The following is a 25453-nucleotide window of genomic DNA, read 5'->3' as shown; positions in this document are numbered from 1 at the left end:
TCACCCGGCATGCTGCCGCTGGATGGTGAGCGCCGGCGAGTCACCCGACGGGCGACGGCCGCGGCAGTCAGTCCGGCGTCCGGCCCGGCCGGATCGCTGCGGCCCGGGAAGGGCGGCGCGCCGGTGGGGCGGTCCGGGGAGGAGGGGGAAGAGGGGGCCGGACCGGGCATGACGCCGGGGTCCGGGCCGAGATGGAGACCGGTGGGTCGGTGTCACCGGGCGGCGCGAGGGCGGAAGCGCTCCGGCGCCGGGCGAGGAGCCGACGGCCCGTCGGCCGGTGGCCACGACGGTCTTCCGCCGGACGGGGGCTTCCCGTTCCGGAAGCCTCGCCGGGATTCTCGGATCGCGGCGGATCGACGGAAAGCGTAAGCGGGCGTAACTGCAATGAAATCTCCCCCCGTGTGCATACGCCATTTCGTTCGCAGGACGAAATCATTGGTAGGCGCAGTCTATGGGGGAGCATTCCATGACCGCCGTCAAATCGCAACGGTGATCGGATGGCCGATCCGTCATGGGCCTCATGGGTGCCGTCCGCGGTGTGCCCGGCAGGACAACGGAGTTGCCCGGAGGCCTCCGCGACCGGCGAACCCGGCCCCCTTTCTTCCGGCAATCCGGGAACCGTGCCGCGAGCACGGACTCCCGCAATCCCCGAGGGGCCGCGACCGCCCCGGGGATTGCGGGAGTCCGCGCGGGCGGCACGTGCCGGCGGCAGGCCGTACGGGCCACCGCGGCGGACCTCACCCGCGCCGGTCGCCCACGATCTTCAGCAGGCGGTCGTTCGCCTCCGGAGTGCCGACGGTGATCCGCACCCCCTCGTCGCCGAAGGGACGCACCATGACCCCCTCCGCCTCGCACGCGTCGGCGAACGCGCGCGAACGCGGACCGAGGCGCAGCCACACGAAGTTGGCCCGGCTGTCGGGAACCGTCCAGCCCGCGGTGCGGAGCGCGCCGGTGATCCGGGCGCGCTCGGTCACCAGGGTCCCCACCCGCTCCATCAACTCGGGCTCCGCGTCCAGCGAGGCCCGCGCGGCGGCCTGGGCGAGTCCGCTGACGCCGAACGGCACGGCGCAGGCCCGCAGCGCCGTCGCGACCGGCGGATGCGCGACCGCGTAGCCGACGCGCAGTCGCGCCAGCCCGTACGCCTTGGAGAAGGTGCGCAGAACGGCGACGTTGGGACGTCCGCGGTACAGGTCGATGCCGTCGGGCACGCCGGGATCGTCGACGAACTCGCGGTACGCCTCGTCGAGCACCACCAGCACATGACCGGGCACCCGGTCGAGGAAGCGCTCCAGCTCGTCGCGGCGCACCGCCGTGCCGGTCGGGTTGTTGGGATTGCACACGATGATCATGCGGGTGCGGTCCGTCACCGCGTCGGCCATGGCCTCCAGATCGTGCCGCTCGTCGCGCAGCGGAACCTGCACGGACGTCGACCCGTTGGCCCAGGTGAGCTGGGGATACGCCTCGAACGAGCGCCAGGCGAACACGACTTCGTCGCCCTCGCCCGCCGCGGCGCGCAGCAGGTCCCTGGTGACGCCGAGGGATCCGGTGCCGGGCACGATGTGCTCCGGGGGCACCGCGAGCGCCTCGGACAGCCGGGTGACCAGTTGCCGCCCGGCGGGATCGGGATAGCGGTTGACCCGCTCCAACTCCTCGCGCAGCACGGCGACGACCGACGGCAGCGGGGGATAGGGGTTCTCGTTCGACGACAGCTTGTCCACCCGGTCGCTGGGAGCGGCTCGGCCGGGGACGTAGCGGGGCAGCCCGGAGACATCGGCGCGCAGCCGGGGGGCAGGTGTGGCGGGCATCAAGGGGACTTCCTGAACGGGGGAGCGGACGGTCGTGCGGGGGCGTCGTGCGTCGGGGCCGCGAACGCCCCCTGCCGGGCCCGGCGGTGCGCGGCGCCGCGGCACCGCGCACCGCCGGGGGCCGGGTCAGCCGACGGGCGCCGCGGGCACGCCCTCCTCCTCGACGGCCGTGGCCCGCACCCCCGCCCTGGCGAACTCCTCCAGGAACGTGGGGAAGGACAGCCGGACGTCCTCGAAACCGGAGAACCGGTTGGCCGACTGCATGCGCAGACCCGCCACGAACAGCGACATGAAGATGCGGTGGTCGCCCCAGCTGGAGAGCGTCACCCCGCCGGGGTAGGTCCGCGCGCCGCGGACCAGGAAGCCGTCGCAGATCCCGTCGTCGTACAGAACCTCGATGTCCACGCCCGCACGGGTCAGTTCGGCGGCCATGGCCTCGATCCGCGAGGCCTTGTGGAAACGGGTGAGGCGTCCGCCGGTCACCCGCAGGCTGCCCTGCACGTACGCCCCGAGGGCGGCCAGCGTGGGCACGATGTTGGGGCAGTCCCGGGTGTCCACCTCGAAGTCGCCGCACATGCTTCCCGGCGGGTTGTCGACGGTCAGCGACGAGGTGGCCCGGTCGAAGGTGACGCTCACCCCGAGCTGCTCCAGGATCGGGACGATCGCGAACTCGCCCTGCATGCTGTCGCCGTACACGTTGGTCAGGACGGTCCGGCCCGGGAAGAGCGCGGCGGCGGCCAGCAGGTACGAGGCCGAGGTGTAGTCCTCGTGGGTGGTGAAGTCCTGGGCCTGGTAGGCGGAGGGCTCCACCTGGTAACGGCGCATGTCCTCCGAGGCGGTGACCTTGATGCCGGCCTCGGTGAGGCTCGCCAGCGTCTGCCGGATGTACGACTGGGAGTAGACCTCGCCCGTCACCTCGATCTCCACCGGTCCGTCGGCCAGCGGCGCGGCGAACAGGATGGCGGTGATGAACTGCGAGCTGATGTCGCCCGGGAGCCGGCAGGTGCCGCCCCTCAGGCCGCCCCCCCAGTTGACGACCGGGGCCCGGTCCTCGCCGACGATCGACTCGATGTCCGCGCCGAGTTCGCGCAGCGCCCGCAGCAGGGGCTCCATCACCCGGTTGCGCAGGGTCGCGTCACCCGTGACGACGACCGCCGACGGCTGCACGGAGGCCAGTGCCGTCACCACGCGGAACACCAGGCCCGAGCCGCGGGACTGGATGACGCGCCCGATGCGCGGGGACGACTGGCCGATGCCCTGGATCTCCAGGAAGTCGTCGTGCTCGGTTATCGTGGCGCCGATGGCACGGCACGCGTTCTTCATGGTCTCCGTCTCGTCGCAACGGAGGTCGTTGAACACCCGTGATGTGCCGTCGGCCAGGGTGCCGACCAGAATCGCCCGTTGCGTCTCCGGTTTCGAAGAGGGGACTCGGAATGTTCCGGAAAAGGAATCGACCGGATCAACCTTCAGCAGCATCCTCGTATCTCCCATTTCCCATCCTTCGCCATCCGAAACCTTCGCAGGCGATGTGGCTTTGACGTCCGGGCCGGCGATATCAGCGGCGCGGGAACATGTCGTCCCGCCGCTTGGCACTGAAGTGTCGGGGGCAGTTCGGAAAGCTTCTCCTGCCGCGCAACGACAACCCGCCTCCGGCAGTGGGGGCGCGGTAATCATTCTGTGTCCCGTGTGGCGCGGGGGCAATAGGCCGATGATCCCATGGCGTTTTCGTCATACGGTGGCCCGGACGATCCCCGTGCCGCTCACGCCAGAATGCGGAAGTCCCTCTCGTAATAGACCATGGGGGTCGCCGTGTCCACGCCCAGGCGGGCGCCCGACACCCGGCCGATCAGGATCATGTGGTCCCCGGCCGGATACCGGGCGTGCACCTCGCAGTCCAGTTCGGCCAGCGCGCCCGCCACGGACGGCAGGCCGCCGGGCGTACGGGACAGGCCCTCCGGGGCGAACTTGTCGGTGCCCCGGGTCGCGAACCGCTGAGCCAGTCGCCGGTGCTCGGGGCCCAGCACGCTGACCGCGAAGTGCCCGCAGGAGTCGAACGCCTCGAAGGACTCGGCCGAGTTGGCCAGGCAGACCAGGACCAGCGGCGGGTGCAGCGACACCGAGCAGAACGAACTCGCCGTGAAGCCGCGCGGCAGCCCGCCGTCGCCCAGCGTCGTCACCACCACGACCCCGGCCGCGAACCGGGCCATCGCCGCCCGGAAGTCGCCGGAGCTCGCCCGCCGTACCGTTTCCGCCGTCACGGCAGCACCCCATCCTGTCCCGCGGGACCCGGTCCGGGGCCCGAAGCCTGTCGCGGGGCCGTGTCCCCGCCGTGTGCGGCGCGGGCGACCTCCGCGGAGCGGGAACGCGTCGTCCAACCGCTTGGCGCTCATCTGTCGGCGCGGCAGGGGAAGTGCTTCCTGCCGCGCGGCGTAAGCCCCCTCCGGCGGCAGGGGGCGACAGGAATTCTGTGCGGCGGGTGGCCGGGTCGCAATAGGCCCATCTGCCCATGGCGTTTCCGTCCCGCCCCCCTTCGCGCCCGTGCCGGCGGTCCGGACGGCGCACTCGGACGGCCATTCACGGCGGGCCGGCATGAACCGGTCCCGCGCCGGACGCGGTGCCCACGGGCTTCACGGCCGGACGGGACGGGGTAATCAAAGGGCGCTGCCGGTGAGGGACGGCGGCCGCACCATCCGCGATGAACCGCGACCATTCGGCGCCACCCGGACTTCCCGTCCGTTCCGGGCGGTGCGCCCGCCCTCCGTTGCGCCGGGACCTAGGTCCTATTCTGGCCAGACCGGTCCCGTGCGAGGCTGTGGCAGCGGTAAAAGCACGTCGGAGCCTTTCCCGGAATTCATGTCCCGGTTCGCCATCCGGTTTGGAAAGGGCAGACGATGCCGTCAACCGGCCGGCCCGGCCGGGCACGACCACAAAGCCCGTGAACCGTGAGGACGACATTCATGTCCGGCGCAATCCTGTTCCTGACCCGCTGGCCCCTGTACGAGGACGAGCGACGCTGGGAGAACCGTCTCGCCGCTCCCGAGGTCGTCTTCTGCCCGGGCACCGACCGCGTCACGTACGTGTGCGACGAGGGCGGCCGCAGCGGGGTGCCCGCCGACGCCGAACGGGTCCATGTCGTACCGGACTTCGGTGATCAGGACGGCGTGCTGGAGCGCGTGGACGCCATCGTCCGCGACGAGGGCCCGTTCGACCATGTCATCGGCTTCTCCGAAATGCTCCTCGACCTCGCGGCGACCCTGCGCGAGCGCTACGGCATCCCCGGCCCCGGTCCCGAGGAGACCTCCCGGTTCCGCGACAAGACGGTCATGAAGGAGACGCTCGCCCGGGCCGGCCTGCGGGTGCCGCGCTGGGCGTCCTGCCGCACCGAGGAGCAGGTCCTCGCGGCCGCCGAGGAGTTCGGCTACCCCGTGATCGTCAAGCCGGTGCGGGGGGCGTCCAGCCAGGGCGTGCGCGAGGTCGCCTCGGCGGCGGAGCTGCGGGCCCTGTGCGCCGAACGGCCGCTCGGCGACCTGGAGATCGAGGAGTTCGTCCGGGGTGACATCCTGCACGTCGACGGCGTGCTGGACGCCGAGGGCAAACCGCTGTTCCTGTGCACCTCGCGCTACCTCTCCACCTGCCTGGACTTCGAGCGCCTGGGCGAACCCCTCGGCTCCGTCTTCCAGACCGACCCCGCGGTGCGCGACCGTTGCGAGGACTTCGCCGTGCGCTGTCTGACCGCGCTCGGCCTGCGGAGCTCCGCCTTCCACCTCGAACTCTTCGACACCGGCGACGAGGTGGTGTTCCTGGAGGTCGGAGCCCGGGTGCCGGGCGCCGACGTCTCGTACGTCATCCACGACGTGCACGGGGTGAACCTGTTCCGGCTGTGGACCGACGTACTGCTCGGCCGCCCGGTGGACCTACCGGTCCCCGACCCGACGCTGAGCGGCGGATGGCTGATCGTCCCGGGCCCCCGGCCACTGCCCCAGAAGGTCACCGCCGCCACCCCGCTGCTCGGACGGGTGCCCCATGTGTACCGGGAACTGGTTCCCGGGCCGGGCGAGGTCCTGGTCTCGCGTCCCGGATCGTACGCCACGCTCCAGGGCGGCCGGTTCCTCTTCCGGGGCGGCACCCAGGAGCAGATCGAGGCGGCCGTGCGCCAGGCGCGCGCGCAGTACCGCCTCACCACTGAGCCCGTCCCGTAGAGCGGCCGGACACTTCGAACCACCAGCAGTCGAACCATCGAGTCCGTGGAGGAAGACGTGGGTCAGTTGAGCCATGCGGAGCTGGTCGAGAAGAGATTCGTGTTGTTCGCCGAGGGCTGCCTGGGGCTCTTCACGAGCAAGATCGCGGCCTCCCTGATCCGCTACAACGGGGACCGCTGCGTCGCCGTGATCGACAGCCGCAAGGCCGGCCAGACCGTCCAGGACGTCCTCGGCTACGGCGGCGCGATCCCGATCGTCGGCCGCGTCGAGCAGGCCCTCGACCTGCACCCCGAGGTCCTGATCGTCGGCAAGGGCCTGCACTCGGCCGACCTGCCCTCCGGCTGGAAGCCGCATCTCCTCGCGGCCGTCCGAAACGGCCTCCACGTGATCAACTCGATCCACTTCCGCCTCGCCGACGACCCGGACATCGCCCGCGCCGTCCGCGAGCAGGGCGTCACCGTCTGGGAGACCAAGGACTCCCCGCCCGTGCCGCTCAACCGGGCCCGCGTCCTGGACCTGGACACCTGGGTCGTCCACACCTGCGGCAGCGACTCCAACATCGGCAAGAAGACCGCCGCTCTGGAGATCTGGAAGGAGGCCGGACGCCGCGGCATCCCCACCGGCTTCGCCGCCACCGGCCAGAGCGGCATGCTGATCTCGGGCCACGGCGTCGCCGTCGACGGCGTCCCCGGCGACTTCATGGCCGGCGCCGTGGAGCAGGCCGTCCTGGGGGCCGCGGCGGGCAACGAGTGGGTCGTCGTCGAGGGCCAGGGGTCGCTCAACCACATCGGGTTCAGCAGCGTCGCCCTCGCCATCCTCCACGGCTCCCTGCCGCACGCCCTGGTCTTCTGCCACCGCCTCGGCGCCGAGCGCACCAAGGTCTGGGACACGCCCATCATCCCGATCCCCGAGCTGATCCGCATGAACGAGGAGCTCACCGTCTTCGAGCGGCCCGCCAAGGTCGCCGCCGTCAGCGTCAACAGCTTCGGCTTCAGCGACGAGGACTACCGCCGCGAGGCCGAGAAGCTGGAGGCCGACACCGGACTGCCCGTCGTCGACCCGCTCCGCGACGACGGCGCCGCCCGGCTCGTGGACGCCCTGCGTGCCCACCAGCTGGAGACCGCGGACCGGCGGGCGGCCGCGGCCCGCCTGCGCTGAGGGCGGTCCCGGACCTTCGAGGAGATGCACAGATGAAGAGAGCGATCCTGCTCCTCCTGCACCTAGGCAAGTCGTACACCGAGGAGATCGCCGCGGCCGCCACCGGCCTCGGCCTGGCCCTCGTCGGCCTCAGCTCCCGGCCGGGCGCGCCGGAGGTCCTCGACGGGACCCGCCGCCACCTGGCGGACTGCGTGGTCACCGAGGAGACCGAACTGCGCTCCGGGGACGTCGAGAAGGCCGTCCGCGAGTTCACCGACCGGGGCTACCGGGTCGAGGCCGTCCTCGCCTCCTTCGAGGGCTACCGGCTCCTGATGGCAGAGTTCAACGAGCGGCTCGGCGCACGCGACTCCAGCGAGGCCGCGCTGCGCCTGTGCCTCGACAAGTACGAGCTGCGCCGCCACCTCTTCGCCGAGGGCCTGAGCGAGGTGCGGGTCAGCCCGGTCGTCCCCGGTGAGACACCCGAACTCGACCCGTCCGCACGCTGGTTCGTCAAGCCGGTGCGCGGTGCCTCGTCCTTCGCGACCTTCGTCCTGGAGGACGTCGCCGACCTGGCCGACCTGCCCGCGATCCAGGAGCAGATGCGCGCCGACCGGCGCATGAAGGCGATCTTCATGGACCGGTACGACTTCCTCGTCGAGGAGTACGTCGAGGGGCCGGAGTTCAGCTTCGAGACCGTCGTCCTCGACGGCCGGGTCCACCATCTGTGCGTCCACGAGAAGGCGCGGGTGGAACGCCTGGAGCGGACCACCCTGGAGGGGATGTCGGTCAGCCCGCCCGCGAGCATCGGCCGTGAACTCGTCCTGGAGGCGGCCGACCACGTCACCCGCTGCCTGACCGCGCTGGAGGAACGCGGGCTGACCGCCGGCACCTTCCACATCGAGGTCAAGTACTGGGAGTCGAGGAAGCGCTGGGAGATCATCGAGATCAACCCCCGGATGGGCGGCAGCCTCATCAACCCCAGCACCCGGACCGTCACCGGGTACTCCCTGCTCGACCTGTGGACCGAGTCCCTGGTGCTGCCCGACGGCGAACGGGACGCCTTCTGCGACCGGCTCACCCGCGCCTCCCAGGTGGAGGCCCTGCGCACCGGCGCGCCCACCCGGGCGACCGTGTTCCTCAGCAAGTACGGCGAGAAGGGGCGGACCATCGACGAGATCCGCTTCGATCCGCCCACCCGGCCGCCCAGGATCCTGCGCCTGCACGTGGCGGAGGGAACCGAACTCGACGCGTCCGACCGGGGGATCTGCCTCATGGACGCCCTCTGGGACGTGGCGGCCGACGACCTCGGGGCCGAGACCGCCTTCCTCGACCGGCACGCCGCGGAGCACTTCCACGTCCGCTACCGCTGACCCCGGCGGCCCCGGCCCCCATCCCGGGCCGGCCCGGGCCGACGACCGCCCCGGGTGCCGCCGCCACCGTGCCGGGCGCCACCACGACCTGACCCTTCCGTGAACGTCCCGGCGAACCCTCTTGTGAAGGAGAACGCGATGAACCGCGTGCAGAACAGCGGGATCAACCACCCGAAGCCGCTCTTCAACGAGGAGCAGAGCCGCCTGAAGAAGGCCGAACTCGACCGCTACATGGACAAGAAGATGGCGGAGTGGAAGGCCACTGTCCCCTTCGCCTCCCACCTGAGCGAGCCCGAGCTGCACCAGGCGTACTACCGCCGCACCCTCATCGAGCACGTGTGGCGGATCCGCCTCTCGCGGGTCAGCCAGTCCAAGGCCATCTACAAGATCGCCCAGGTCTCGCCCCGGGCCGCCCGCGACTACGCGCAGTACCAGGCCGAGGAGATGCTGCACGACAAGCTGTACATCAGCGACGCCGAGGCCGCCGGCGTCACCGAGGAGGAGATCCTCGCCACCGAGCCCTACCTCTCCACCCGCCTCTTCGAGGGCTTCTTCTACTTCGCCCTGGAGCACGAGTCGGCGCTCGCCCCGGTCGTCTCCAACTACCTCGTCGAGTACACCCAGGTGAAGCTCCAGCCGGCCATCGTCGACAACCTCCAGAAGCGGCTCGGCAAGGAGAACGTCAAGGGCCAGGCCGCCCACCTCCATGTCGACACCACCGAGGACCACTCCCAGGAGATGTGGGACATCCTCCGCCAGCTGATCTTCACCGAGGAGGACTTCCAGCAGGTGTTCAAGTACATCGACGACGTCCAGGAGATCCTCGCGATGTTCTTCCGCGAGATCTACCAGGACACCGTCGCCAAGCACGCGGAGGCCGTCGCCGCGGTGTGACCCGCACGCCCCGGACGTACCGACGACCGGACCAGCACCCGGGGACCCCGCGGCCCGGGGGACCGGTCGGGAGCTTCACGGGGACGGCCAGTGTCCCCGCCCCGAGGCCGCGGCGGGTCCGGCGGGCGGGTGTTCCCCGCCCGCCGGACCCGCACCGACCGCACCCCCGGCGCATCCCCGACGCCCAGCAGAGAGGAAACCGCGAATGTCCGCCCCCGACACAGCCGCGCTCGTCAAGGAGTACCGCGAGAACGGCTTCGCGGTCGCCGAGCGGCTCTTCGACCAGGACGAGGTCGCCGAGCTGAACACCGCCATCACCGAGGTCCTGGCGGTCCCGGACATCGGCTCCGTCGCCGAGGTGGAGCCGGGCGACAACAGCATGGCCCGCCGGATCTGGGCGCCCACCAAGCAGCACGCCGCCTTCGAGCGGGCCGCCGCCCACCCCGGGCTGCTCGACCACGTCGAGGCACTCATCGGCCCCGACATCCTGTTCCACTACAGCAAGCTCCATCTCAAGGCCCCGCAGGTGGGAAGCGTCGTGGAATGGCACCAGGACTTCGCCTACTACCCCCACACCAACACCGACCTGGTGACCGCCCTGCTCTACCTGGACGACACCACCACCGAGAACTCCGCCCTCCAGGCCATCCCCGGCTCCCATCTGCGCGGCCTCGCCGACCACTACGTCGACGGCTTCTTCCGCGGCAAGGTGGTGGGCGCGGACGCCCCCGACCCCTCGCACGCCGTGGCCATCGAGGCGCCCGCGGGCAGCGTGGTCTTCATCCACCCGCTGCTCCTGCACTACTCCTCCCCGAACCGTTCCGACCGGTTCCGCCGCGCCTTCCTGCCGGCCTACCGGGCGGCCGACGCCTACCCGATCCACTTCGGCGCGCACGCCGGCCACAACGAGGCCGGGGTGAGGCTGCTGCGCGGCTCCGTGTCGGACACGGCACGCGTGGAGGGCGGGACCTGGCGACTCCCGCTCGCGGAGCGCCCCTTCGGCTCCCTCTTCCAGCTCCAGGAAGGCGCCGGGGACGGCCCGGCGGCCACCGGGTACGCCACGCTGGAGGACGCGAAGTGACGGCTCCGTGAGCCTGCCGGACGCGACGGTCGTCCGCGCCTGCCTGCGGGACGGCGCGGGCGGCAGTCCCACGGCCGTCGTGCTGGAGGACGGCACGGCCGGACCGCCGCCGGACGCGGACGCGGGGCGCCGGACCGCCGCCGCACGGGGCACCTCGCACGCCGTCCTCGTACGCCGCACCGGCGACACGACCGAACTGCGGTTCTTCACCGCGGAGGGGGAGCTGTCCGCGTGCGGGCACGGCACGGTCGCCGCCCTCGCCCTGCTCATGGCCCGGTACGACGGTACCGGGCCCCGCCGGGCGACCCTGCGGGCCGGGGGACGCGTCTTCGCCGGACGGGCCGAACGGGACGGCGATCTGATCACCGCCGCCTTCGACCCCGGACCGGTCGGCCTGCGCGAGCCCACCGCGGCGGAACGCGCCCTCGTCCTTCCGGCCCTCGGTCTCGCACCGCACGAGACCGGGCCGGACGTCCGGATCGCCGGCCTGGGCCGCGAACGCGTGCTGGTGCCGGTCCGCACACGGGCCGCGCTCACCGCGCTGCGCCCGGACCTCGACCGGCTCCGGGCGGTCTGCGACCGGTTCGGCCTGCTCGGCGCCTACGTCCACTCGGAGCCCACGCCCGAGGGCAGGCTCGCGGCACGGATGTTCGCCCCGTCGATCGGCGTTCCGGAGGACATCGCCAACGCCAACGGCACCGCCTGTCTGGCCGCGTCCCTCGCGGGCCGGGGCATCCACCGGATCGCCGTCGACATGGGCGACGCCCTCGGCAGCCCCGCCACCGTCACCGCCACGGCGGGCCCGGACCTGCGAGTCGAAGTCGGCGGCACCGCACGGGTCCATGCGGAGCAGCACCATCAGATGTCGAGCAACGGAAGGTGAGAACGTGGTCGCCAGCAGCTTGTCGAGCCACCCGCGGTCGGACGCGGACGAACTGAGAGTGCACTGGAACTCGCCGCTCAGCGGACAGCAGAAGGCGACGGGGAAGTACGGGACGGGGCGGCTCGACTTCGACGCCATCGTCGAGTTCGCCCAGGAGGCCGACGAGTTGGGGGTCGACTCGCTCCTCATGGGGATCGGCTCCCACATGCCCGATCCGCTCCCGGTGCTCGGTGCCCTCGTCCGCGAGACCAAACGCGTCAAGTTCCTCCTCGCCTACCGTCCCGGACTGATCTCACCGACGCTCTTCGCCCAGGTGATCAACACGGTCTCGTGGATGTCGGACGGGCGGATCTCGCTGAACCTGGTCGCCGGCACCTCCCCGGCCGAGCAGGCGTACTACGGCGACTTCCTCGCGCACGACGAGCGCTACGCGCGCTCCAACGAGTTCCTGGACATCCTCCACGCTTTCTGGCGCGGCGAGAGCCCGCTGTCGTACAAGGGCGAGCACTACCGCATCGAGGACGCGCGGATCGGCCTGGGGTACCAGGGCGGGGGCCGTCCCGAGATCTACATCAGCGGGGCGTCCGAGGTGGCGCAGCAGACCGCCGTGCTGCACGGCGACTGCTGGCTGCGGTACGGCGACACCCCCGAGGGAATGGCCGCGGCGGCGAAGTCCGTCCTGACGCAGGGCCGCCGGGTGGGAACCCGGATGCACGTGCTGGCGAGGGAGAGCCGCGCGGAGGCGCTGGAGGCCCTCGCCGACCTGATGGGCGACCCCGACGAAGAGCACCGGAAGATGATCGCGGCTGCCGTCGCCTCCTCCGATTCCGTGGCGGTGAACACCTCCTTCCGGCTGGCCGAGTCCGCGGAATCCGACTGGCTCTCGCCCATGCTGTACTCCGGGGCCGTGGCGTACCGCGGGGGACCGGCCCTCTGCGTGGTCGGGAGCTACGAGGAGGTCGCGGCCTATCTCCACGAGTACAAGGCGGCCGGGATCAGCGAGTTCATCTTCTCCGGCTGGCCGACGCGGGAGGAGATGCGGACCTTCTACACCCGGGTGCTGCCGCTGCTGCGCCGGCACGAGCGCGCCGGGCGGTCGGCGTGACGGCTCCGGCCGGTGACGCCTGACCGCAGTGGGACGCCGCCGACGAGGGGCGGTCCGGGGCGCCCGGACCGCCTCTCGTCTGCCTCCGCACCCGTCCCGCCGTCCCGCCGTCCCGCCCTCCGCCGTCCCGCCCTCCGGCAGGCCGTCGGTCCCCGCCGCCCGGGGAGGCGGACGGCCTTCCCGGGCGGGCGGACGAGGACCGGCCTTCCGTCCCGGGCTCCCGCCGTTGCGTCCGGGTTCCCGTCGTGCCGCCCGGGCTCCCGTCGTGCCGAGCGCGTGCGGTGGCGCCGGTCACCGGCCCGCCGCGAGGGAGGACCGCCCCGGCCGCCCCCGCGCAAGTGGCCCGGACGGGCGAGCCGTTCGCCGCCGGGCGGCCGTGCCGGTGCTCCGCGCCGGACACCCGCCCTCGATCTTCCCGGACTTCGCGTCGGAACCGCTGGATCCCCAGCGCGGGTCGCCGCGGCCCGGGGCGCTTCCCGCGCCGTGGGCGGTCCGTCCCGCTGCCTGCACCGGGACCTCGTCCACCGTGTCCCCGTGCGCCGACCGCAGGGTCCCGCTGACCGGGCACTCCGCTAGTGACCCGAGTCAGAGATTCTTCGTCAGATCGCGGCCATCAGCCGGATGCCGTGCGGCCGGCAGGTCCGGCCCGGCCTGCTGACATCCGGCCTCCGGCACGCCGGGCAGCTCGCGAGAACTACTCGAATATCCCTGACTCAGGACACTAGTAGCGCCACGCGTCCTGCCCGGCCGGATCGGCGGCTGGGCAGGGGGATCTCTCCCTTCTCGATAGCGTGGCGGTGGGCGTTGGCGTTGCCGGCGAACGCGGCGAGCCGTTCCGGGTTCTCCGGTGTGCGTAGCCACGTCGCTGGATCGGTCGTCCGGCCCCAGGTACTCCTCGGGCATCGGGGCCTGCTGGTGGGCCTGGACGGCGGCGGCCCGCTGCGCCGGGGTCAGGGCGGCGTCCCGGCCCGGAGCGTCCCCTGACGCCGTGCGGTGATTCTGACGCCTGACCGCGGTGGTGGTCTTCCGCGTGCGCGGCGGCCGCCGCAGTCACGGCAGGGGCGTCGTCCGGCCCGTCTGATTCACAGCGATGGCCTTGCCGTCGATCGGGGACCAGATGTCGCGGGTCTCACCCAAGCTCCCCAACCGACAAAGTCCTAATAGCCGCACGGAGGCGGTCCATTCCCTGTGGTGGCGGGACCGATATCCGGAGGTGGCCGGGAATGCCCAATGCGGTGCCGGGTCTGACCTGGACCCCGTAGTTGCCTAGGTGGGCTGCTGCGCCGCTCTCGTCCGGAACCGGTACCAAGACGAAGTTCGCCTGCGAGGGGTAGGGCCTCAGACCGATGACTCGGAGTTCGTCGATGACCTCCAGACGCGCCTTGATCGTGTGCTCCCGTACCCGGGCGAAGTGCTCCCTGTCCCGCAACGCGGCCAGAGCACCCGCCTGCGCCAGGCTGTTGACCGAGAACGGTGTGCGTACTCGACGCAGGATCGAGATCACCTCGGTCGGCGCGATCAGATATCCGATCCGCAGACTGGCCAGGCCGTACACCTTGGAGAAGGTACGCAGCACGGCGAAGCTGCCGAGATCCAGCAGACCTACCGCCGAGGCGTTCTCGGGATCGTCGCAGAAGTCGATGTAGGCCTCGTCAACGATGGTGAACGCAGCGCGTGCCGTTCGCAGAAACCTCTCGATCTCCTGTCGTTGGTGTGCGGTTCCGGTTGGGTTATGCGGGTTGACCACATAGGCGATGTCGGCCTCCACCTCGGCCATCGCGTTGAGGTCGTGCACCCCGTCGGCCAGCGGCACCCCGGTCACCCGGCCGGCAACCAGTCTGGTGCTGATCTCGTCGATCCGGTAAGCAGGATCTGCGGTTACCACGTGCCCGCCCTGAGCAAGGTACGCCGTAGCGACGAGTACGATCAGTTCGTCCGAGCCGTTGCCGACCAGGATCTGCTCGGGGTTGACACCGTGGTAGTCGGCCAGTGCCGACCTGAGTTCACTTGCCAGCGGATCGGGATAGCGGTGGATCCGAGGGATCGCCCGGGCGATCGACGTCCCCACGTCGGGCGAGGCACCGAGGGGCGATTCGTTGGAGGCCAGCGAGCCTTCCTCGTCCCTCGCGGGGCGGCCGGGTACGTACGCTGGCACGTCGAAGATCCAGGGGCGCGGAGCTAGCGTCATCGGTGTGCCTTCCTCGGATCACGTTCCATCCATGCTTGTGCGAAGGCGAGTAGCTGTTCGTCCCGGCCAGGAGCGGCCACGAACTGTACGCCGATTGGTAGTCCCGCGCTTCCGACAGCCAGGGGGAGGGAAATCGCCGGGAACCCGAAGGCGGACCAGGGCTGGCAGAAGAGCGGATCGCCTGTCGAGGACAGCCCACGGGGGGCCTCACCGACGACGCAGGGCGTGACCACCACGTCGTACTCCTTGAGCCGGTCGGCGACCGTGGCGGCGAGATCTCTCAGTATCCGTCGTGCGCCTTCGAGCGCTTGCTGGTCGACCTTGGCACCGAGGCCGATGATCTGGCGCAACTCCGGACTCAGCAGCTCTGGCTGTGTTCGTGCGACCACGCCCATACGCCGGGCGATGCCGCTGCGCACCACGTCCCAATGGGCGGGAATGGCGGCGAGCAACTCGGCGTCCAGGTCGATGTGCCGCACACGGGCGCCGGACTCGGCCAGCGCGTCCCGGGTGTCGTCGACGGCGGTCCTGGAGCCGGGCTCCGCATGGTGCCACCAGGGGGTCCGCAGCACGGCGACCGATATCGGGTGTCGTGGCGTCGGTGATACACCCTGCACCGAGTCGGCTACTGCGTTGAAGAGTGCGGACACCAAGGCAACATCCGCACCCAGCAGCCCGATGGTGTCCACTTCTGGGCTCATCGCCAGGATTCCGTCGAGCGGGACTCGGCCGTGAGTCGGCTTGAATCCGACGACGCCGCAGAACGACGCCGGACGAAGAGTCGAGGCGATTGTCTGGGTGCCGAACGCGAGTGGAATCATGCCGGCCGCGATGGCCGCAGCAGAACCACTGGAAGATCCGCCGGGCGTCCGGGCGGGGTCGTGCGGATTGGTGGTCGGGCCGGGGAACGTGACAGCGAGCTCGGTGGTGACGGTCTTTCCGGTGATCAGGGCGCCTGCGGCCCGCGCCCGGCGTACAACCTCCGCGTCGTGTTCCGGGCACCGACCGGCGAAGGCGGCGGACCCTCGCTCAGCGGGCATACCGGCGACGTCGATGGTGTCCTTGACGCCCAGAGGAAGGCCGTGCAGCAGCCCTTGCCCGGCCGGTGCAAGGCGATCGGCCTGTGTACGGAACCCGGAACGGTCCAGGTGCGTCCACGCACTGACCCGGTCTTCGCACTGCTCCACGGCCCCCAACGTGCGTAGTGCGTTCGCCTGGGGGTCGCTGTGGACCCAGCTGTTGCTCGCGGTCATACCCGGTGCTCCTCGACCAGCGCCGGGCTGAACAGTTCTTCGATGTCGCAGATCCGCTTGGAGAGGCCTTGCTCGTACGAGTAGCGTACGGCCGCCTCCAGGGTCGCCCGGTTTGCCTCGATGCCGTACGGCCAGTAGTCCTCGCTGAACTCGCGAACCGTCTGCTCATGTTCAATCTGGTAGAAGGGCAGGATGTTCGAGGATGCGCCGTGATCGCGGCTTTCCTGGTAGGCGAGGTCGCGGGCCTGCGCGAAGGCGGTGACCAGGTTGCCCGGTACCCAGGGGGCTCGCTCAACCACGTCTCTGCGGACGGTGACCATATGCATGATCGGGAAGATTCCGGTGCGATGGTACGCCTCGACCTCGGCGGCCCGCGGGTTCGCGAAGAGCCTGGTCACGGCGGGGCTCCCTGCCAGCCAACTCGGCGGGGGAGATGCGGTGATCAAGGCGTCAATGGAGCCGTCGACGAGCATCTCGTCGAGACTGCGGTCAGGCTCGTGCCGCAGTGAGATCGATTCCGGCAGGTCCAACTCGATGCGTTCGAGCCGTCCGGGAACCTCTTGGCCACCCTGCACCCACTGGACCTGATCCGCACGTACACCGTGGTCGTCACTGAGGAAGCCGCGGATGAACAGAGCCGCGGTCATGTGATATTCCGGCACGCCGATGGTCTTGCCGACGAGGTCCTCCGGTCGGGTGATCCCGGCGCCGGCATGCAGGAAGACGTAGGCGCGGCGGAAGACGCGTGAGGGGAAGACGGGCAGCCCGACGAACGGCGAGGTGCCGTTCGCGGTGGCCATGATGTGCGCCGAAAGCGACATCTCGGCCACTTCGAATTCCAGATGGCGCAATTGCCGCCAGAACAATTCGACCGGGCCGAGCTCCATCGAGTTCAGGTCGATTCCACGCACCGGCACTCGGCCGTCGCGCAAGGCGCGAGTGCGGTCATAGGAGCCGCAGGCGAACGACAAGGGCAGGGCAGACACGGGTTCCTCCTGGGGAACGGACTGAATTGTGATAGGCCTGGCGGAATTCAGAAGCCCGGCCCGCCGGTGCGACCGGGCGGATACACCAGCGGGCCGTGGACTAGGAGACGAAGTCGTTGGTGAAGTACTGCTCAGCCGGCTTCGGCGCCTTGATCACTCCAGCGTCCTTGAGGCTGGTCAGCATCGTGGTCCACTGATCCATGTCCTGGGAGCCGGTATAGGGCGTCGACTCGCCTTCGATGTACAACTTCCACTGAGTCATGGCTGCGTCGCGCTTAAGCACCTTGCTGCGCTTGAGCAGGGCGTCGATGGCCGGTGCCGGGTCGGCGACCATCTCGTTGAACGCCTTCATCGTGGCTCGGTTGAATGCCTTGATGGCGTCGGGGTTCTTCTTGGTGAACTCGGTCGTAGTGATCAGGCCGGTGCCCAGCAGGTTCAGGCCGTGGTCGGTGAAGGTGATCATGTTCAGCTGGTCGAGCGGCGCAATGCTCACTGCGGAGTAGTTCACGAAGCTGATCGCGTCGACCTTGCCCGAGGCAAGGAACTGAGCCTTCTGGCTGACGGCGAGGTTCTCTATCTTGACGTCGTCGGGAGAGATACCGTTCTTCTTCAGGAAGGCGGGCAGGATGCCCGATTCGCTGCTGCCCAAGGTGATGCCGATCGTCTTGCCGCGCAAGTCCGCCGGAGTCGTGATGCCCCGGTCCTTGTTGGAGATGATCGCCAATCCGTTGGAGGCCTTGAGGCCGGCCACGGAGACCAGTTCGCCCGCCTCGGTTGCCTGAATCGACATGGCCGCGCGCTCAGCCTCGACGATCTGGTTGGCGCCGCCGAGAAGGGACTGGATGGCCGCGCCGGAGCCCTGGCCCTCGCGGATCGTCACGTCCAGGCCTTCGTCGCGGTAGTAGCCCTTGTCCTGCGCCAGGAAGAACGGGGCGTCCCAGGCGTTGTACAGGAAGCTGGTCTGGAAGTTGATCTTAGTGGTGCCTGAGTCGTTGCCGCTGCCACACGCGGTGAGGGCGAGCACCAACGTTGCGGCGAGGAGGGCGCTGAGCAGCGTCGTACCGCGTCGTACCGGTCTCCGGGTGGCCCCGATGAGGTCCATTTTATGTGCCTTTCTGGTGCGACTCAGCGCTTGTGGGTACGCAGGGTGATCGCCTCAAGGACCTCGATCGCCATGTAGAGCACGACGCCCAGTACAGTGAGCGCAACGATGGTGGCGAAGAACAACGAGGTCTGCAGGGTGCTGTTGGCCTGCAGGAGCAGGTATCCGAGGCCCTGGGAGGACTGGACGAATTCGGCGACTATCGCGCCGATGATGGCCAGCGCCATCGCGAGCTTCAGGCCGACAAAGAGATTCGGGAGAGCGAACGGGAACGAGATCTTCCAAAACGCCCGCCAGCGGCTGGCTCCCATCGAGCGGTTCAGCATCCGCAGTTCCAACGGAATGGAGGTCAAGCCGAGAGCCATGTCCACCACAACCGGGAAGAACGCGATCAGCACCACCATGATGATCTTCGAGGTGTAGCCGAAGCCGAACCAGATCACGAACAACGGAGCCACGGCGATCTTCGGTACCACCAGGGAGCCGACCAGCAGCGGGTAGATGGTCTTATGAATGGCTGGCACCGATGTGATGGCGACCGCGACAACGATGCCAAGCACGGCTGCGATCACGAAGCCGACGACGGTCTCGATCAGAGTCGGCCAGGTGTGCTCGAGGATCAGGGACCAGTTCTCCCAACCCGCCGAGACTATATCGCTGGGAACCGGCAGAATCGCCTGTTTGACATTGAAGGCGGGCACCAGGATCTGCCACAGCACCAGGAGAACGAGACAGAGCGCGGTGGGATAGCCCGCAGTCGAGAGGACGTTGACAATCTTGGCGCGTCTGCGCAGGCGGGCTTCCTGGGTCATGCCGCTTCCCCTTCACACTGCTCGGTCTTGGACTGACGGAAAACCCCGACCCGGGTGAAGGTCTCGCGGATGTGCGCGGCGTATTGAGCCTGCTTCTCGCGTCCGATGTCTTCGAGGCGACGCGGCCGGGGGATGTCGATGTCGATGATCTCGGCGATCCTGCCTGGTCGGGGGGTCATCACAAGCACCCTGTCGCCCAGAAAGACCGCCTCTTGGATGTGGTGGGTGATGAACAACACCGTCAAGTCGCGGCCCCGCTCCATGCACACCTGTTGCAGATCCATCGAGAGCTGGTCGCGGGTAAGAGCATCCACCGCTGAGAACGGCTCGTCCATCAGCAGAAGCTGAGGATCATGGATCAGGGCGCGGGCGATGCTGACCCTCTGCTTCATCCCACCCGAGAGCTCGCGCGGGTAGAGCCGTGCCGAGCCTTCCAGGCCGAGAGAGTCCAGCAAGGCCATCGCCTTGGCCCGGTGCGGTGCTGGGTCGATGCCACGCATCTCGAACTGGAGCAGCACATTGTCCAGGACCGAGCGCCACTCCAGAAGCACGGAGGTCTGGAATGCGATCCCGCACCGATCGTAGGGCTTGTCGATGAGCTGGCCGTCGATACGGACCTCGCCGGAGCTCGGTAGCGCCAGACCGGAGATCATCGTCAGCAAGGTGGACTTTCCGCATCCCGAGGGGCCCACGACGGACAAGAACTCGCCGCGGCGGATGTTCAGCGTCGTCGGCGACAGGGCGTGAGTGGTGCCGGTCGCCGTCCTGTAGGTCTTCGACACCTCCGACAGAGCAACGATGTCATCTGTGGCCTTGACATGCTGACTGTTCATGCCGTCGTTGGTGCCACCAACTCCGGATACCGAATCCATGACTTCCCCTCCCGAAGGGTGTGTGAAATATCAGACTCATGTCTACACAAGTTGACTTCTGGAATTCGCTACACCAGCGCGCTGCGGACGTACGGAGCTAGGCCGGCTCGATGCACAGCACGGACCCGGGGTAGCCACAGCCATGTCGCCTAAGGCGAACTGCTGCACGATTGGGCCGTCGGCCACGAGGAGCACCGTTGCAGTTGCGGACGAAGAGGTGCGGTCAGTGGTGATGGCCGACACCGAGGTGTGGCCGATCACCACTGAGCTGATCGCACGGGCGCATCTGAATGCCGATGGCTGAGCGTGGCTGTCCACTCGTCGGACCCGGCCGGACAGCCAACTGGCCGGATGGGAGGGGGGTCAGTCCTCGTCGTGGCCCCAGTAGGGGACCTCTGGGCGCGGTGCCCGAGCGCCGTTGTCAAGTCCGAGGATCCGGGCCGGCACATCTCGGATCATCGTGTAGACATCCTTCTCGGACACGCCCTTCTCGAAGACCGTCTGGGCGTAGACGCGCAGAGCCTCACTCGGCAGGGGGTTGTGCCGCTGGCCGCAGTCGGAGACCAGCACGCAGTTCTCAGCACCCAGCACCTTGACCGCTTCGACGACCTCCTCAACGAGGCCGACATGCCACATCGCCGAGTAGTCGCAGTAGCCGAGTTCGGCGATGCCACCGAGCTGCACCAGTTCCTTGAGCTCGTCCATGGAGAGGCCGGGCGCCTTGTAGAAGGGGTGGGTAATGACCACGTTGGCCACGCCGTCGGCCTTGGCGCGGATCAGCAATGGCTTGATCTCAGCGGGGGAGAGGTGTGCGGTGGCCAGAACGCCGTTGTGTTCGGCGATCAGGCCGATGATCTCGATGACCTCCGGCTTGAGGGCGCCGCGTTCGTCGAGCACGGTATAGGTGGGCCCGCCGACTCGGCCGCCGCTGAGTCCGACCAGCGTGCCGGTACCGCCGTGGACCTCAGCGTGGTAGGCGGCGTCCACAGTCGGCATCCAGACAAATTTCCCGCCCAGCTTGAGTGCCACCTCGACAGCGGCGGGATTCGCGAACCCGACATACGAGTTCAGCACGATGCCCCCGAAGACCTCGATCCCGGAGACGGCCCCGTTGGCGAAGTAGGAGCGACTGACGGTGTTCTCATGATGGGACTTGAGCACCATCGCCCGAAGTCCAGCGTCGCGTGCCGCGGTCACCAGATCGATGTCGTCGCCGAGCCGGGGGAAGATGTCGGGGTGCGAATGGACGTGCATGTCGATCGCACCGTGCACGTCGATGAGCGGGCCTCCGAAACCTGTCAGCTTGCGTGCCATATGGATTACCCCTGTCTCAGACGCCAGTCTCAGGCGCCTGTCTCGGATGCTAGACTGGATTCCGTCATCCTAGACACGGCGGGCTAAGTGGGTCAATGGTCCCCGCAAACCTAAGGAGTGGTGTGTCCCAGAAGAGCGCAGCGCCGGTGACGTCGCGTACAGCCGAGCGGATTGTCGACCTGTTGACTCTCCTGGGCAACGCGGATACACCGCTGACAGCCTTGGAGATCGCCGCAGCTTGCAACGCTCCGAAGAGCAGCACTCATCAGCTACTCAACTATCTGGCGACCCGCAACTTCGTGCGCTACGACCCGGTCAGGCGCACATGGGCGCTAGGAGTGGCGTTGTTCGAGCTCGGTGCCGCGTATCACCGGGGTAGCCCGCTGGAAGAGATCGGCCGCGGAATCCTGATCGAAGTGTGCCAGGCGACCTCTGCTACCTCTCACCTGGCAGTTCGTGACGGGACCGAGGTGTTGTACATCGACAAACAGCAGCAACGTAACGGGAGCGCGATGACCCAGCTCGTCACTGAGACCGGCATCCGCCTGCCGGCTCACCTGACTGCTGTGGGCAGAGCCCTGCTGGCAACACTGAGTGATGAGGAGCTACACGACCTCTACCATCACTACCCCTTCCCGCGCCGCACGGCATTGGGACCCCAGACGGCCAGTGAGCTCATCGAGGATCTGGGACGGGTCCGGGAGCTGGGCTACGCGCTCGAGTCGGGTCTGACCACCGCCGGAATCACTTGCATCGCGGCAGCCGTTTACGATGATGAGACTCAGCCCGTCGCCGCCCTAGGCATCACGTTCGTGACCGACCAGATGAGTCCGGCGCAGGTGGCCAAGCAGGCCCGGACCGTCCGCGAGTTCGCCGGGAAGCTCTCCCACGAGCTCGGTTGGCGGCCCATCGAAGAGGGGCCCGTACACCCCGAGTCAATCACCTTCGCCGACTCGACCAGGAGCTGGACCCTGCCGCCTCCTGCCCGTCCTGCGGGCCGGTACCAGGAGATCACTCGCTCGGGGAAACTGCTGGCCACCTCTGGTCACGGGCCGGTGGATGGGCCAGGAGTCGCGACCGTAGGTACCCTGGGCCTTGACCTAAGCGTGGAGCAGGGGCGTGCCGCTGCCGAGTCAACGATGCTCCTGGTGCTGGCCAGCCTGCATGAGGAACTCGGCTCTCTCGAACTCGTGGAACAGGTATTGCACGTACAGGTCTTCGTGCGCTCGACGCCGGACTTCACTGAGCATCCTGCGGTCGCCGATGGAGCTTCGGCCGCCTTGGTCGGTGTCCTGGGGCCTGACCGGGGGGCGCACAGCCGGACCGCGATCGGCGTCGCGTCGCTGCCATTCGGCATTCCCGTGGAGATCCATCTGACTGCGACTACGCGTGAGGCGGGCCAATAGGCGCGGACCCCGCTCGCGGGTCCGCCGGTAGTTTCAATGACCGCACTCATGCAAGCTCGGGATTGCTCTGCCTCACCTAATAGGTCCGTGTCCTACGTGGTGAGGCGGGCAGTCGCTTGTGGCAGCACAGGGTGGCGGCGGGTTTGACGAGTCGGCCGCTGGCCCGGGCGGGCCTTGCCCCAAGGCCGGGTAGTTAACGTTTCGCAGGTCACGCAAGCCAGTTGAAGGACTTCCGACGCAGAGCGACGGAGCTCGTTGGTACAAGCAGTCGTCCAGGACAGCTTGTACTTGAGGAGCTCCGTTGCCGTTTCATCATGTCCTGCCGGCCCCGGTGACGGCCATCACCCGTAGGGTCACAGTGGCCACGGGCCGGTTCGCGCCCGGGCATCTGGGCGAGCTGACCGCCGTCGTGCCGTTCGAGCTGGTCGACGCGGTCCTGGCGGAGAGCCGCTCGACGCAGAGACGACTGCGTGATCTCCCGTCGCGGGTCGGGATCTGCTTCCTGCTCGCGATGTGTCTGTTCCCCGAAGTTGGCTACCGGCTGGTCCGGGACAGGCTGACAGCCGGGCTGGCCGAAGTACCAGTGGCCTCCCCGACGCCGAAGGCCCTGCGTGATCCGCGCCGACGACTGGGCAGTACGCCGGTGCGGGCGCTATTCGAGGTTCTCGCGGGGCAGCCGACGACACCCGGTGTGCGGTTCGGGCCGTATCAGACTGTGTCATTCGACAGCTGCAGTTCCCAGAAGGTCTCCGACGCCGGGCGAAACAGGGCGTGGCTGGGGGCGAACCTCCCATCACGGCTGTCCCACACCGGAGTTGATGACGCTGGTCGAGACCGGCACACGGGCCTTGCTCGGCGCGGTGTTCGGGCCCACCGCCGAGGGTGGGACCAGCTATGCCTCGCGTCTGCTGCATCTGCTGCGGCCGGACATGCTCGTCCTGTGGGACAAGGGCTTCGACGGCAACGACTCCCTCGCCTCCGTCACCGCGGCCCGGGCCCGGTTCCTGGGTCGGCTCCGCAGCAACCGGCGTACCCCCGTTCTCACACGTCTCGCCGACGGCTCATACCCGTCGGTGATCGCCGCCGAGAAGGTACGTGTGATCGACGCGGACATCACGGTGACCTGCGCGGACGGCACCGTCTTCACCGGCTCCTACCGGCTGGTCACCTCCTTGACCGACGTCGGCCGCTACCCGGCGGCCGTGCTGGTGGGCCTTTGCCACCAGCGGTGGGAACACGAATCTGCGTACTACGCGCTCCACCACACGATCATGAACGGGCGTGTCCTGTGCTCGGGCGACCCGGCCGGCGTCGAACAGGAGATGTGGGTCCTGCTCACCCCCTACCAGGCCCTACGCACCATGATGGTCGATGCTGCCGAGTCGCTGCCTGGCACCGATCCCGGCCGCTGCTGTTTCACCGTCGCCTTCCAGACCGCCCGTGACCAGGTCGTCCAGGCCGCCGCCGTCATCACCGACCCGGCCGATGTCGGTCGAGTCGGGCTGACCGGGCACCGGATCCTGGCCTGTCTCCTGCCGCCCCGACGGCAGCGCGTCAGCACCCGCAAGGTCAAGTCACCGATGTCCCGTTGCAGCAACCGCCATGAAGCTGGCAGGCCCGGCACCAGCCGCACCATCACCACTGTCGACATCAGCGTCCTCGAACCTCGCGAGCCGCATCCTCAGCTCCCCGCCATGTCTCGCGACGACCGGAACACAGCCCCCCGCCGACCGCCGCCGTCACCGGATCCTTGGCCTGCTTGAGGAGGACCCCACCCATCTCTGGAGTCCCCGTGACATCGCTTCTCACTTCGGCGACATCACCATGGAGACCATGTATCGACAGCTCTCCAGATGGGCCGAGACCGGTCTCATCCACAGACTCGGCCCCGGCCTCTGTGCCGCCACAAAATGGACCTCAACTCCCCTTGCGTGACCAGCGAAAACGCCAACCACCCGGCCTTGGGCCTTGACCCGGAGTCTTGGGCACGGGCTATGCGGCTTGGGGCAGGGTAGTTGATGTTGTGTCGAGTGCTGTCTCGTAGGTGATGGGACTGCGTTGTCCGAGGCGGCATTGACGGCGTTGGGTGTTGTAGCGGTTGAGCCAGTGGAACGCGTCGAGTCATGCCTTGCGTTCGCTGGACCAGCGCTTTCGGCCCTGAGGCGTCTCGCGTTTGAACGTCGAATTGAAGGACTCGGCGAGCGCGTTGTCCGCCGAGCTGCCGATCGCGTTCATGGACTGGCGGATCCCGGCCTGGCGGCAGGCGTCGGCGAAGGCCCGGCTGGTGATCCACCCCACAAGTGCACGCGGCAGGATGGATGACCAACGAGGCTCCCGAGCAACGTGGTTGAGACGTCAGACACCTCGATCAACAGCCCGGGGCCTCGCTCGTTGCGCTTCACGGCCCATCACCCGATCAGTGGCCTACTCGAAGAAACTCAATACCTGGGGGATGGCCATCAGCCGACGACGCGCACGCCGCGCCGCCACACGCCCGCGATCAGCGGGACGCCGGGCCGGTAGGCCAGGTGGACGTGGCTCGGGGCGTCGAGCAGCGTCAGGTCGGCGCGGGCGCCGGGGACCAGGCGGCCGATGTCGTCCCGGCGCAGCGCCGCCGCCCCGCCCGCGGTGGCCGACCAGACCGCCTCGTCCGGCGTCATCCCCATGTCCCGCACCGCCAGCGCGATGCAGAAGGGGACGGAGGAGGTGTAGGAGGAGCCGGGGTTGCAGTCGGTGGACAGCGCGACGGTGGCCCCCGCGTCCAGCAGCCGCCGGGCGTCCGGCCAGGGGGCGCGGGTGGAGAACTCGGCGCCGGGCAGCAGGGTGGCGACGGTGCGGCCCTGCGCGAGGGCGTCGACGTCGGCGTCGGTGAGGTGGGTGCAGTGGTCCGCGCTGGCCGCGTCCAGCTCGACCGCGAGCTGGACGCCGGGGCCGTACGAGAGCTGGTTGGCGTGGACGCGGGGGTGCAGTCCCCGGGCCCGGCCCGCGGTGAGGACGGCGCGGGCCTGGTCGCCGTCGAAGGCGCCGCGCTCGCAGAAGACGTCGA

At 69.0% G+C, this 25453-nt stretch carries 20 protein-coding genes and 1 pseudogene; 9 read left to right on the top strand and 12 right to left on the bottom strand.

The window, feature by feature from the left end; genetic code table 11:
* Positions 1-737: 737 nt before the first annotated feature.
* From hisC (GTY84_RS07970) to GTY84_RS07960, 3 genes are all read right to left on the bottom strand, one after another.
* The gene (gene hisC, locus GTY84_RS07970; protein WP_161225436.1) at positions 738-1805 is read right to left on the bottom strand and encodes a histidinol-phosphate transaminase; all 1068 of its coding nucleotides are present in this window, start codon (positions 1803-1805) and stop codon (positions 738-740) included.
* 126 nt (positions 1806-1931) lie between these two features.
* Complete coding sequence (aroA, locus tag GTY84_RS07965) at positions 1932-3296, bottom strand: 3-phosphoshikimate 1-carboxyvinyltransferase (RefSeq protein WP_202550163.1); 1365 nt, start codon at positions 3294-3296, stop codon at positions 1932-1934.
* A gap of 269 nt (positions 3297-3565) precedes the next feature.
* Complete coding sequence (locus GTY84_RS07960) at positions 3566-4063, bottom strand: flavin reductase family protein (RefSeq protein ID WP_321162646.1); 498 nt, start codon at positions 4061-4063, stop codon at positions 3566-3568.
* Positions 4064-4762: 699 nt separating this feature from the next.
* Here GTY84_RS07960 and GTY84_RS07955 point away from each other — a divergent pair.
* The 7 genes from GTY84_RS07955 (at position 4763) to GTY84_RS07925 (ending at position 12474) form a co-directional block, all read left to right on the top strand.
* On the top strand, positions 4763-6004 hold the full coding sequence (locus tag GTY84_RS07955; protein WP_161225435.1) for an ATP-grasp domain-containing protein: 1242 nt from the start codon (positions 4763-4765) through the stop codon (positions 6002-6004).
* 45 nt (positions 6005-6049) lie between these two features.
* Positions 6050-7162, top strand: coding sequence for a DUF1611 domain-containing protein (locus GTY84_RS07950; protein WP_202550162.1), 1113 nt, complete (start codon positions 6050-6052; stop codon positions 7160-7162).
* A gap of 32 nt (positions 7163-7194) precedes the next feature.
* Complete coding sequence (locus GTY84_RS07945) at positions 7195-8511, top strand: ATP-grasp domain-containing protein (protein WP_161225434.1); 1317 nt, start codon at positions 7195-7197, stop codon at positions 8509-8511.
* A 138-nt stretch (positions 8512-8649) separates the two neighbouring features.
* Entirely contained in the window at positions 8650-9405 is a 756-nt protein-coding gene (locus tag GTY84_RS07940; RefSeq protein WP_161225433.1) for an iron-containing redox enzyme family protein, read from the top strand.
* A 205-nt stretch (positions 9406-9610) separates the two neighbouring features.
* Entirely contained in the window at positions 9611-10486 is an 876-nt protein-coding gene (locus GTY84_RS07935; RefSeq protein ID WP_161225432.1) for a phytanoyl-CoA dioxygenase family protein, read from the top strand.
* A gap of 7 nt (positions 10487-10493) precedes the next feature.
* Positions 10494-11369 carry a PhzF family phenazine biosynthesis protein gene (locus GTY84_RS07930; protein ID WP_161225431.1) on the top strand — a complete coding sequence of 292 codons (876 nt, stop codon included), beginning with the start codon at positions 10494-10496 and terminating at the stop codon, positions 11367-11369.
* A gap of 4 nt (positions 11370-11373) precedes the next feature.
* Complete coding sequence (locus tag GTY84_RS07925; RefSeq protein ID WP_265292399.1) at positions 11374-12474, top strand: LLM class flavin-dependent oxidoreductase; 1101 nt, start codon at positions 11374-11376, stop codon at positions 12472-12474.
* Positions 12475-13603: 1129 nt separating this feature from the next.
* On the opposite strand, the gene hisC (GTY84_RS07920) is transcribed toward GTY84_RS07925, so the two are convergent.
* From hisC (GTY84_RS07920) to GTY84_RS07890, 7 genes are all read right to left on the bottom strand, one after another.
* Entirely contained in the window at positions 13604-14662 is a 1059-nt protein-coding gene (gene hisC, locus GTY84_RS07920; RefSeq protein WP_161225429.1) for a histidinol-phosphate transaminase, read from the bottom strand.
* On the bottom strand, positions 14659-15915 hold the full coding sequence (locus GTY84_RS07915; RefSeq protein WP_161225428.1) for an amidase: 1257 nt from the start codon (positions 15913-15915) through the stop codon (positions 14659-14661). Before GTY84_RS07915 ends, hisC (GTY84_RS07920) begins: the two co-directional genes overlap by 4 nt.
* Positions 15912-16901, bottom strand: a complete 990-nt coding sequence (locus tag GTY84_RS07910) for an ABC transporter substrate-binding protein (protein ID WP_161225427.1) — start codon at positions 16899-16901, stop codon at positions 15912-15914. The genes GTY84_RS07915 and GTY84_RS07910 overlap by 4 nt, the downstream gene beginning before the upstream one ends.
* A 100-nt stretch (positions 16902-17001) precedes the next feature.
* On the bottom strand, positions 17002-18003 hold the full coding sequence (locus GTY84_RS07905; protein WP_161225426.1) for an ABC transporter substrate-binding protein: 1002 nt from the start codon (positions 18001-18003) through the stop codon (positions 17002-17004).
* Positions 18004-18026: 23 nt separating this feature from the next.
* Positions 18027-18815, bottom strand: coding sequence for an ABC transporter permease (locus tag GTY84_RS07900; protein WP_161225425.1), 789 nt, complete (start codon positions 18813-18815; stop codon positions 18027-18029).
* On the bottom strand, positions 18812-19648 hold the full coding sequence (locus GTY84_RS07895; RefSeq protein ID WP_161225424.1) for an ABC transporter ATP-binding protein: 837 nt from the start codon (positions 19646-19648) through the stop codon (positions 18812-18814). The genes GTY84_RS07900 and GTY84_RS07895 overlap by 4 nt, the downstream gene beginning before the upstream one ends.
* Before the next feature lie 402 nt (positions 19649-20050).
* Complete coding sequence (locus GTY84_RS07890; RefSeq protein WP_161225423.1) at positions 20051-21001, bottom strand: DUF6282 family protein; 951 nt, start codon at positions 20999-21001, stop codon at positions 20051-20053.
* A gap of 122 nt (positions 21002-21123) precedes the next feature.
* On the opposite strand from GTY84_RS07890, the gene GTY84_RS07885 reads away from it, so the two are divergent.
* Both GTY84_RS07885 and GTY84_RS07875 read left to right on the top strand, forming a co-directional pair.
* Complete coding sequence (locus tag GTY84_RS07885) at positions 21124-22407, top strand: Atu1372/SO_1960 family protein (protein ID WP_161225422.1); 1284 nt, start codon at positions 21124-21126, stop codon at positions 22405-22407.
* Between the two features lie 611 nt (positions 22408-23018).
* Positions 23019-24170 (top strand): transposase, encoded by a 1152-nt coding sequence (locus tag GTY84_RS07875; protein ID WP_161225421.1) that lies wholly within the window; start codon positions 23019-23021, stop codon positions 24168-24170.
* Between the two features lie 403 nt (positions 24171-24573).
* On the opposite strand, the pseudogene GTY84_RS07865 reads toward GTY84_RS07875, so the two are convergent.
* A pseudogene (locus GTY84_RS07865) lies at positions 24574-24690 on the bottom strand (integrase); the annotation flags it as partial.
* A gap of 176 nt (positions 24691-24866) precedes the next feature.
* Positions 24867-25453: amidohydrolase family protein (locus GTY84_RS07860; protein ID WP_161225419.1), on the bottom strand; the 587-nt coding region annotated here is incomplete at its 5' end.

This window comes from Streptomyces sp. SID8352 (assembly GCF_009862265.1).
In the GTDB taxonomy this organism is placed as follows: domain Bacteria; phylum Actinomycetota; class Actinomycetes; order Streptomycetales; family Streptomycetaceae; genus Streptomyces.
The sequence above is the reverse complement of the archived record's forward strand: the minus strand, read 5'-3'. Positions and strand labels throughout refer to the sequence as shown.

Excerpts from the sequence above, each read along its gene's own strand:
- hisC (WP_161225436.1), bottom strand. The coding sequence starts at position 1,805 with ATGCCCGCCACACCTGCCCCCCGGCTGCGCGCCGATGTCTCCGGGCTG.
- aroA (WP_202550163.1), bottom strand. The coding sequence starts at position 3,296 with ATGGGAGATACGAGGATGCTGCTGAAGGTTGATCCGGTCGATTCCTTT.
- GTY84_RS07955 (WP_161225435.1), top strand. The coding sequence starts at position 4,763 with ATGTCCGGCGCAATCCTGTTCCTGACCCGCTGGCCCCTGTACGAGGAC.
- GTY84_RS07945 (WP_161225434.1), top strand. The coding sequence starts at position 7,195 with ATGAAGAGAGCGATCCTGCTCCTCCTGCACCTAGGCAAGTCGTACACC.
- GTY84_RS07940 (WP_161225433.1), top strand. The coding sequence starts at position 8,650 with ATGAACCGCGTGCAGAACAGCGGGATCAACCACCCGAAGCCGCTCTTC.
- GTY84_RS07935 (WP_161225432.1), top strand. The coding sequence starts at position 9,611 with ATGTCCGCCCCCGACACAGCCGCGCTCGTCAAGGAGTACCGCGAGAAC.
- hisC (WP_161225429.1), bottom strand. The coding sequence starts at position 14,662 with ATGACGCTAGCTCCGCGCCCCTGGATCTTCGACGTGCCAGCGTACGTA.
- GTY84_RS07915 (WP_161225428.1), bottom strand. The coding sequence starts at position 15,915 with ATGACCGCGAGCAACAGCTGGGTCCACAGCGACCCCCAGGCGAACGCA.
- GTY84_RS07905 (WP_161225426.1), bottom strand. The coding sequence starts at position 18,003 with ATGGACCTCATCGGGGCCACCCGGAGACCGGTACGACGCGGTACGACG.
- GTY84_RS07900 (WP_161225425.1), bottom strand. The coding sequence starts at position 18,815 with ATGACCCAGGAAGCCCGCCTGCGCAGACGCGCCAAGATTGTCAACGTC.
- GTY84_RS07895 (WP_161225424.1), bottom strand. The coding sequence starts at position 19,648 with ATGAACAGTCAGCATGTCAAGGCCACAGATGACATCGTTGCTCTGTCG.
- GTY84_RS07890 (WP_161225423.1), bottom strand. The coding sequence starts at position 21,001 with ATGGCACGCAAGCTGACAGGTTTCGGAGGCCCGCTCATCGACGTGCAC.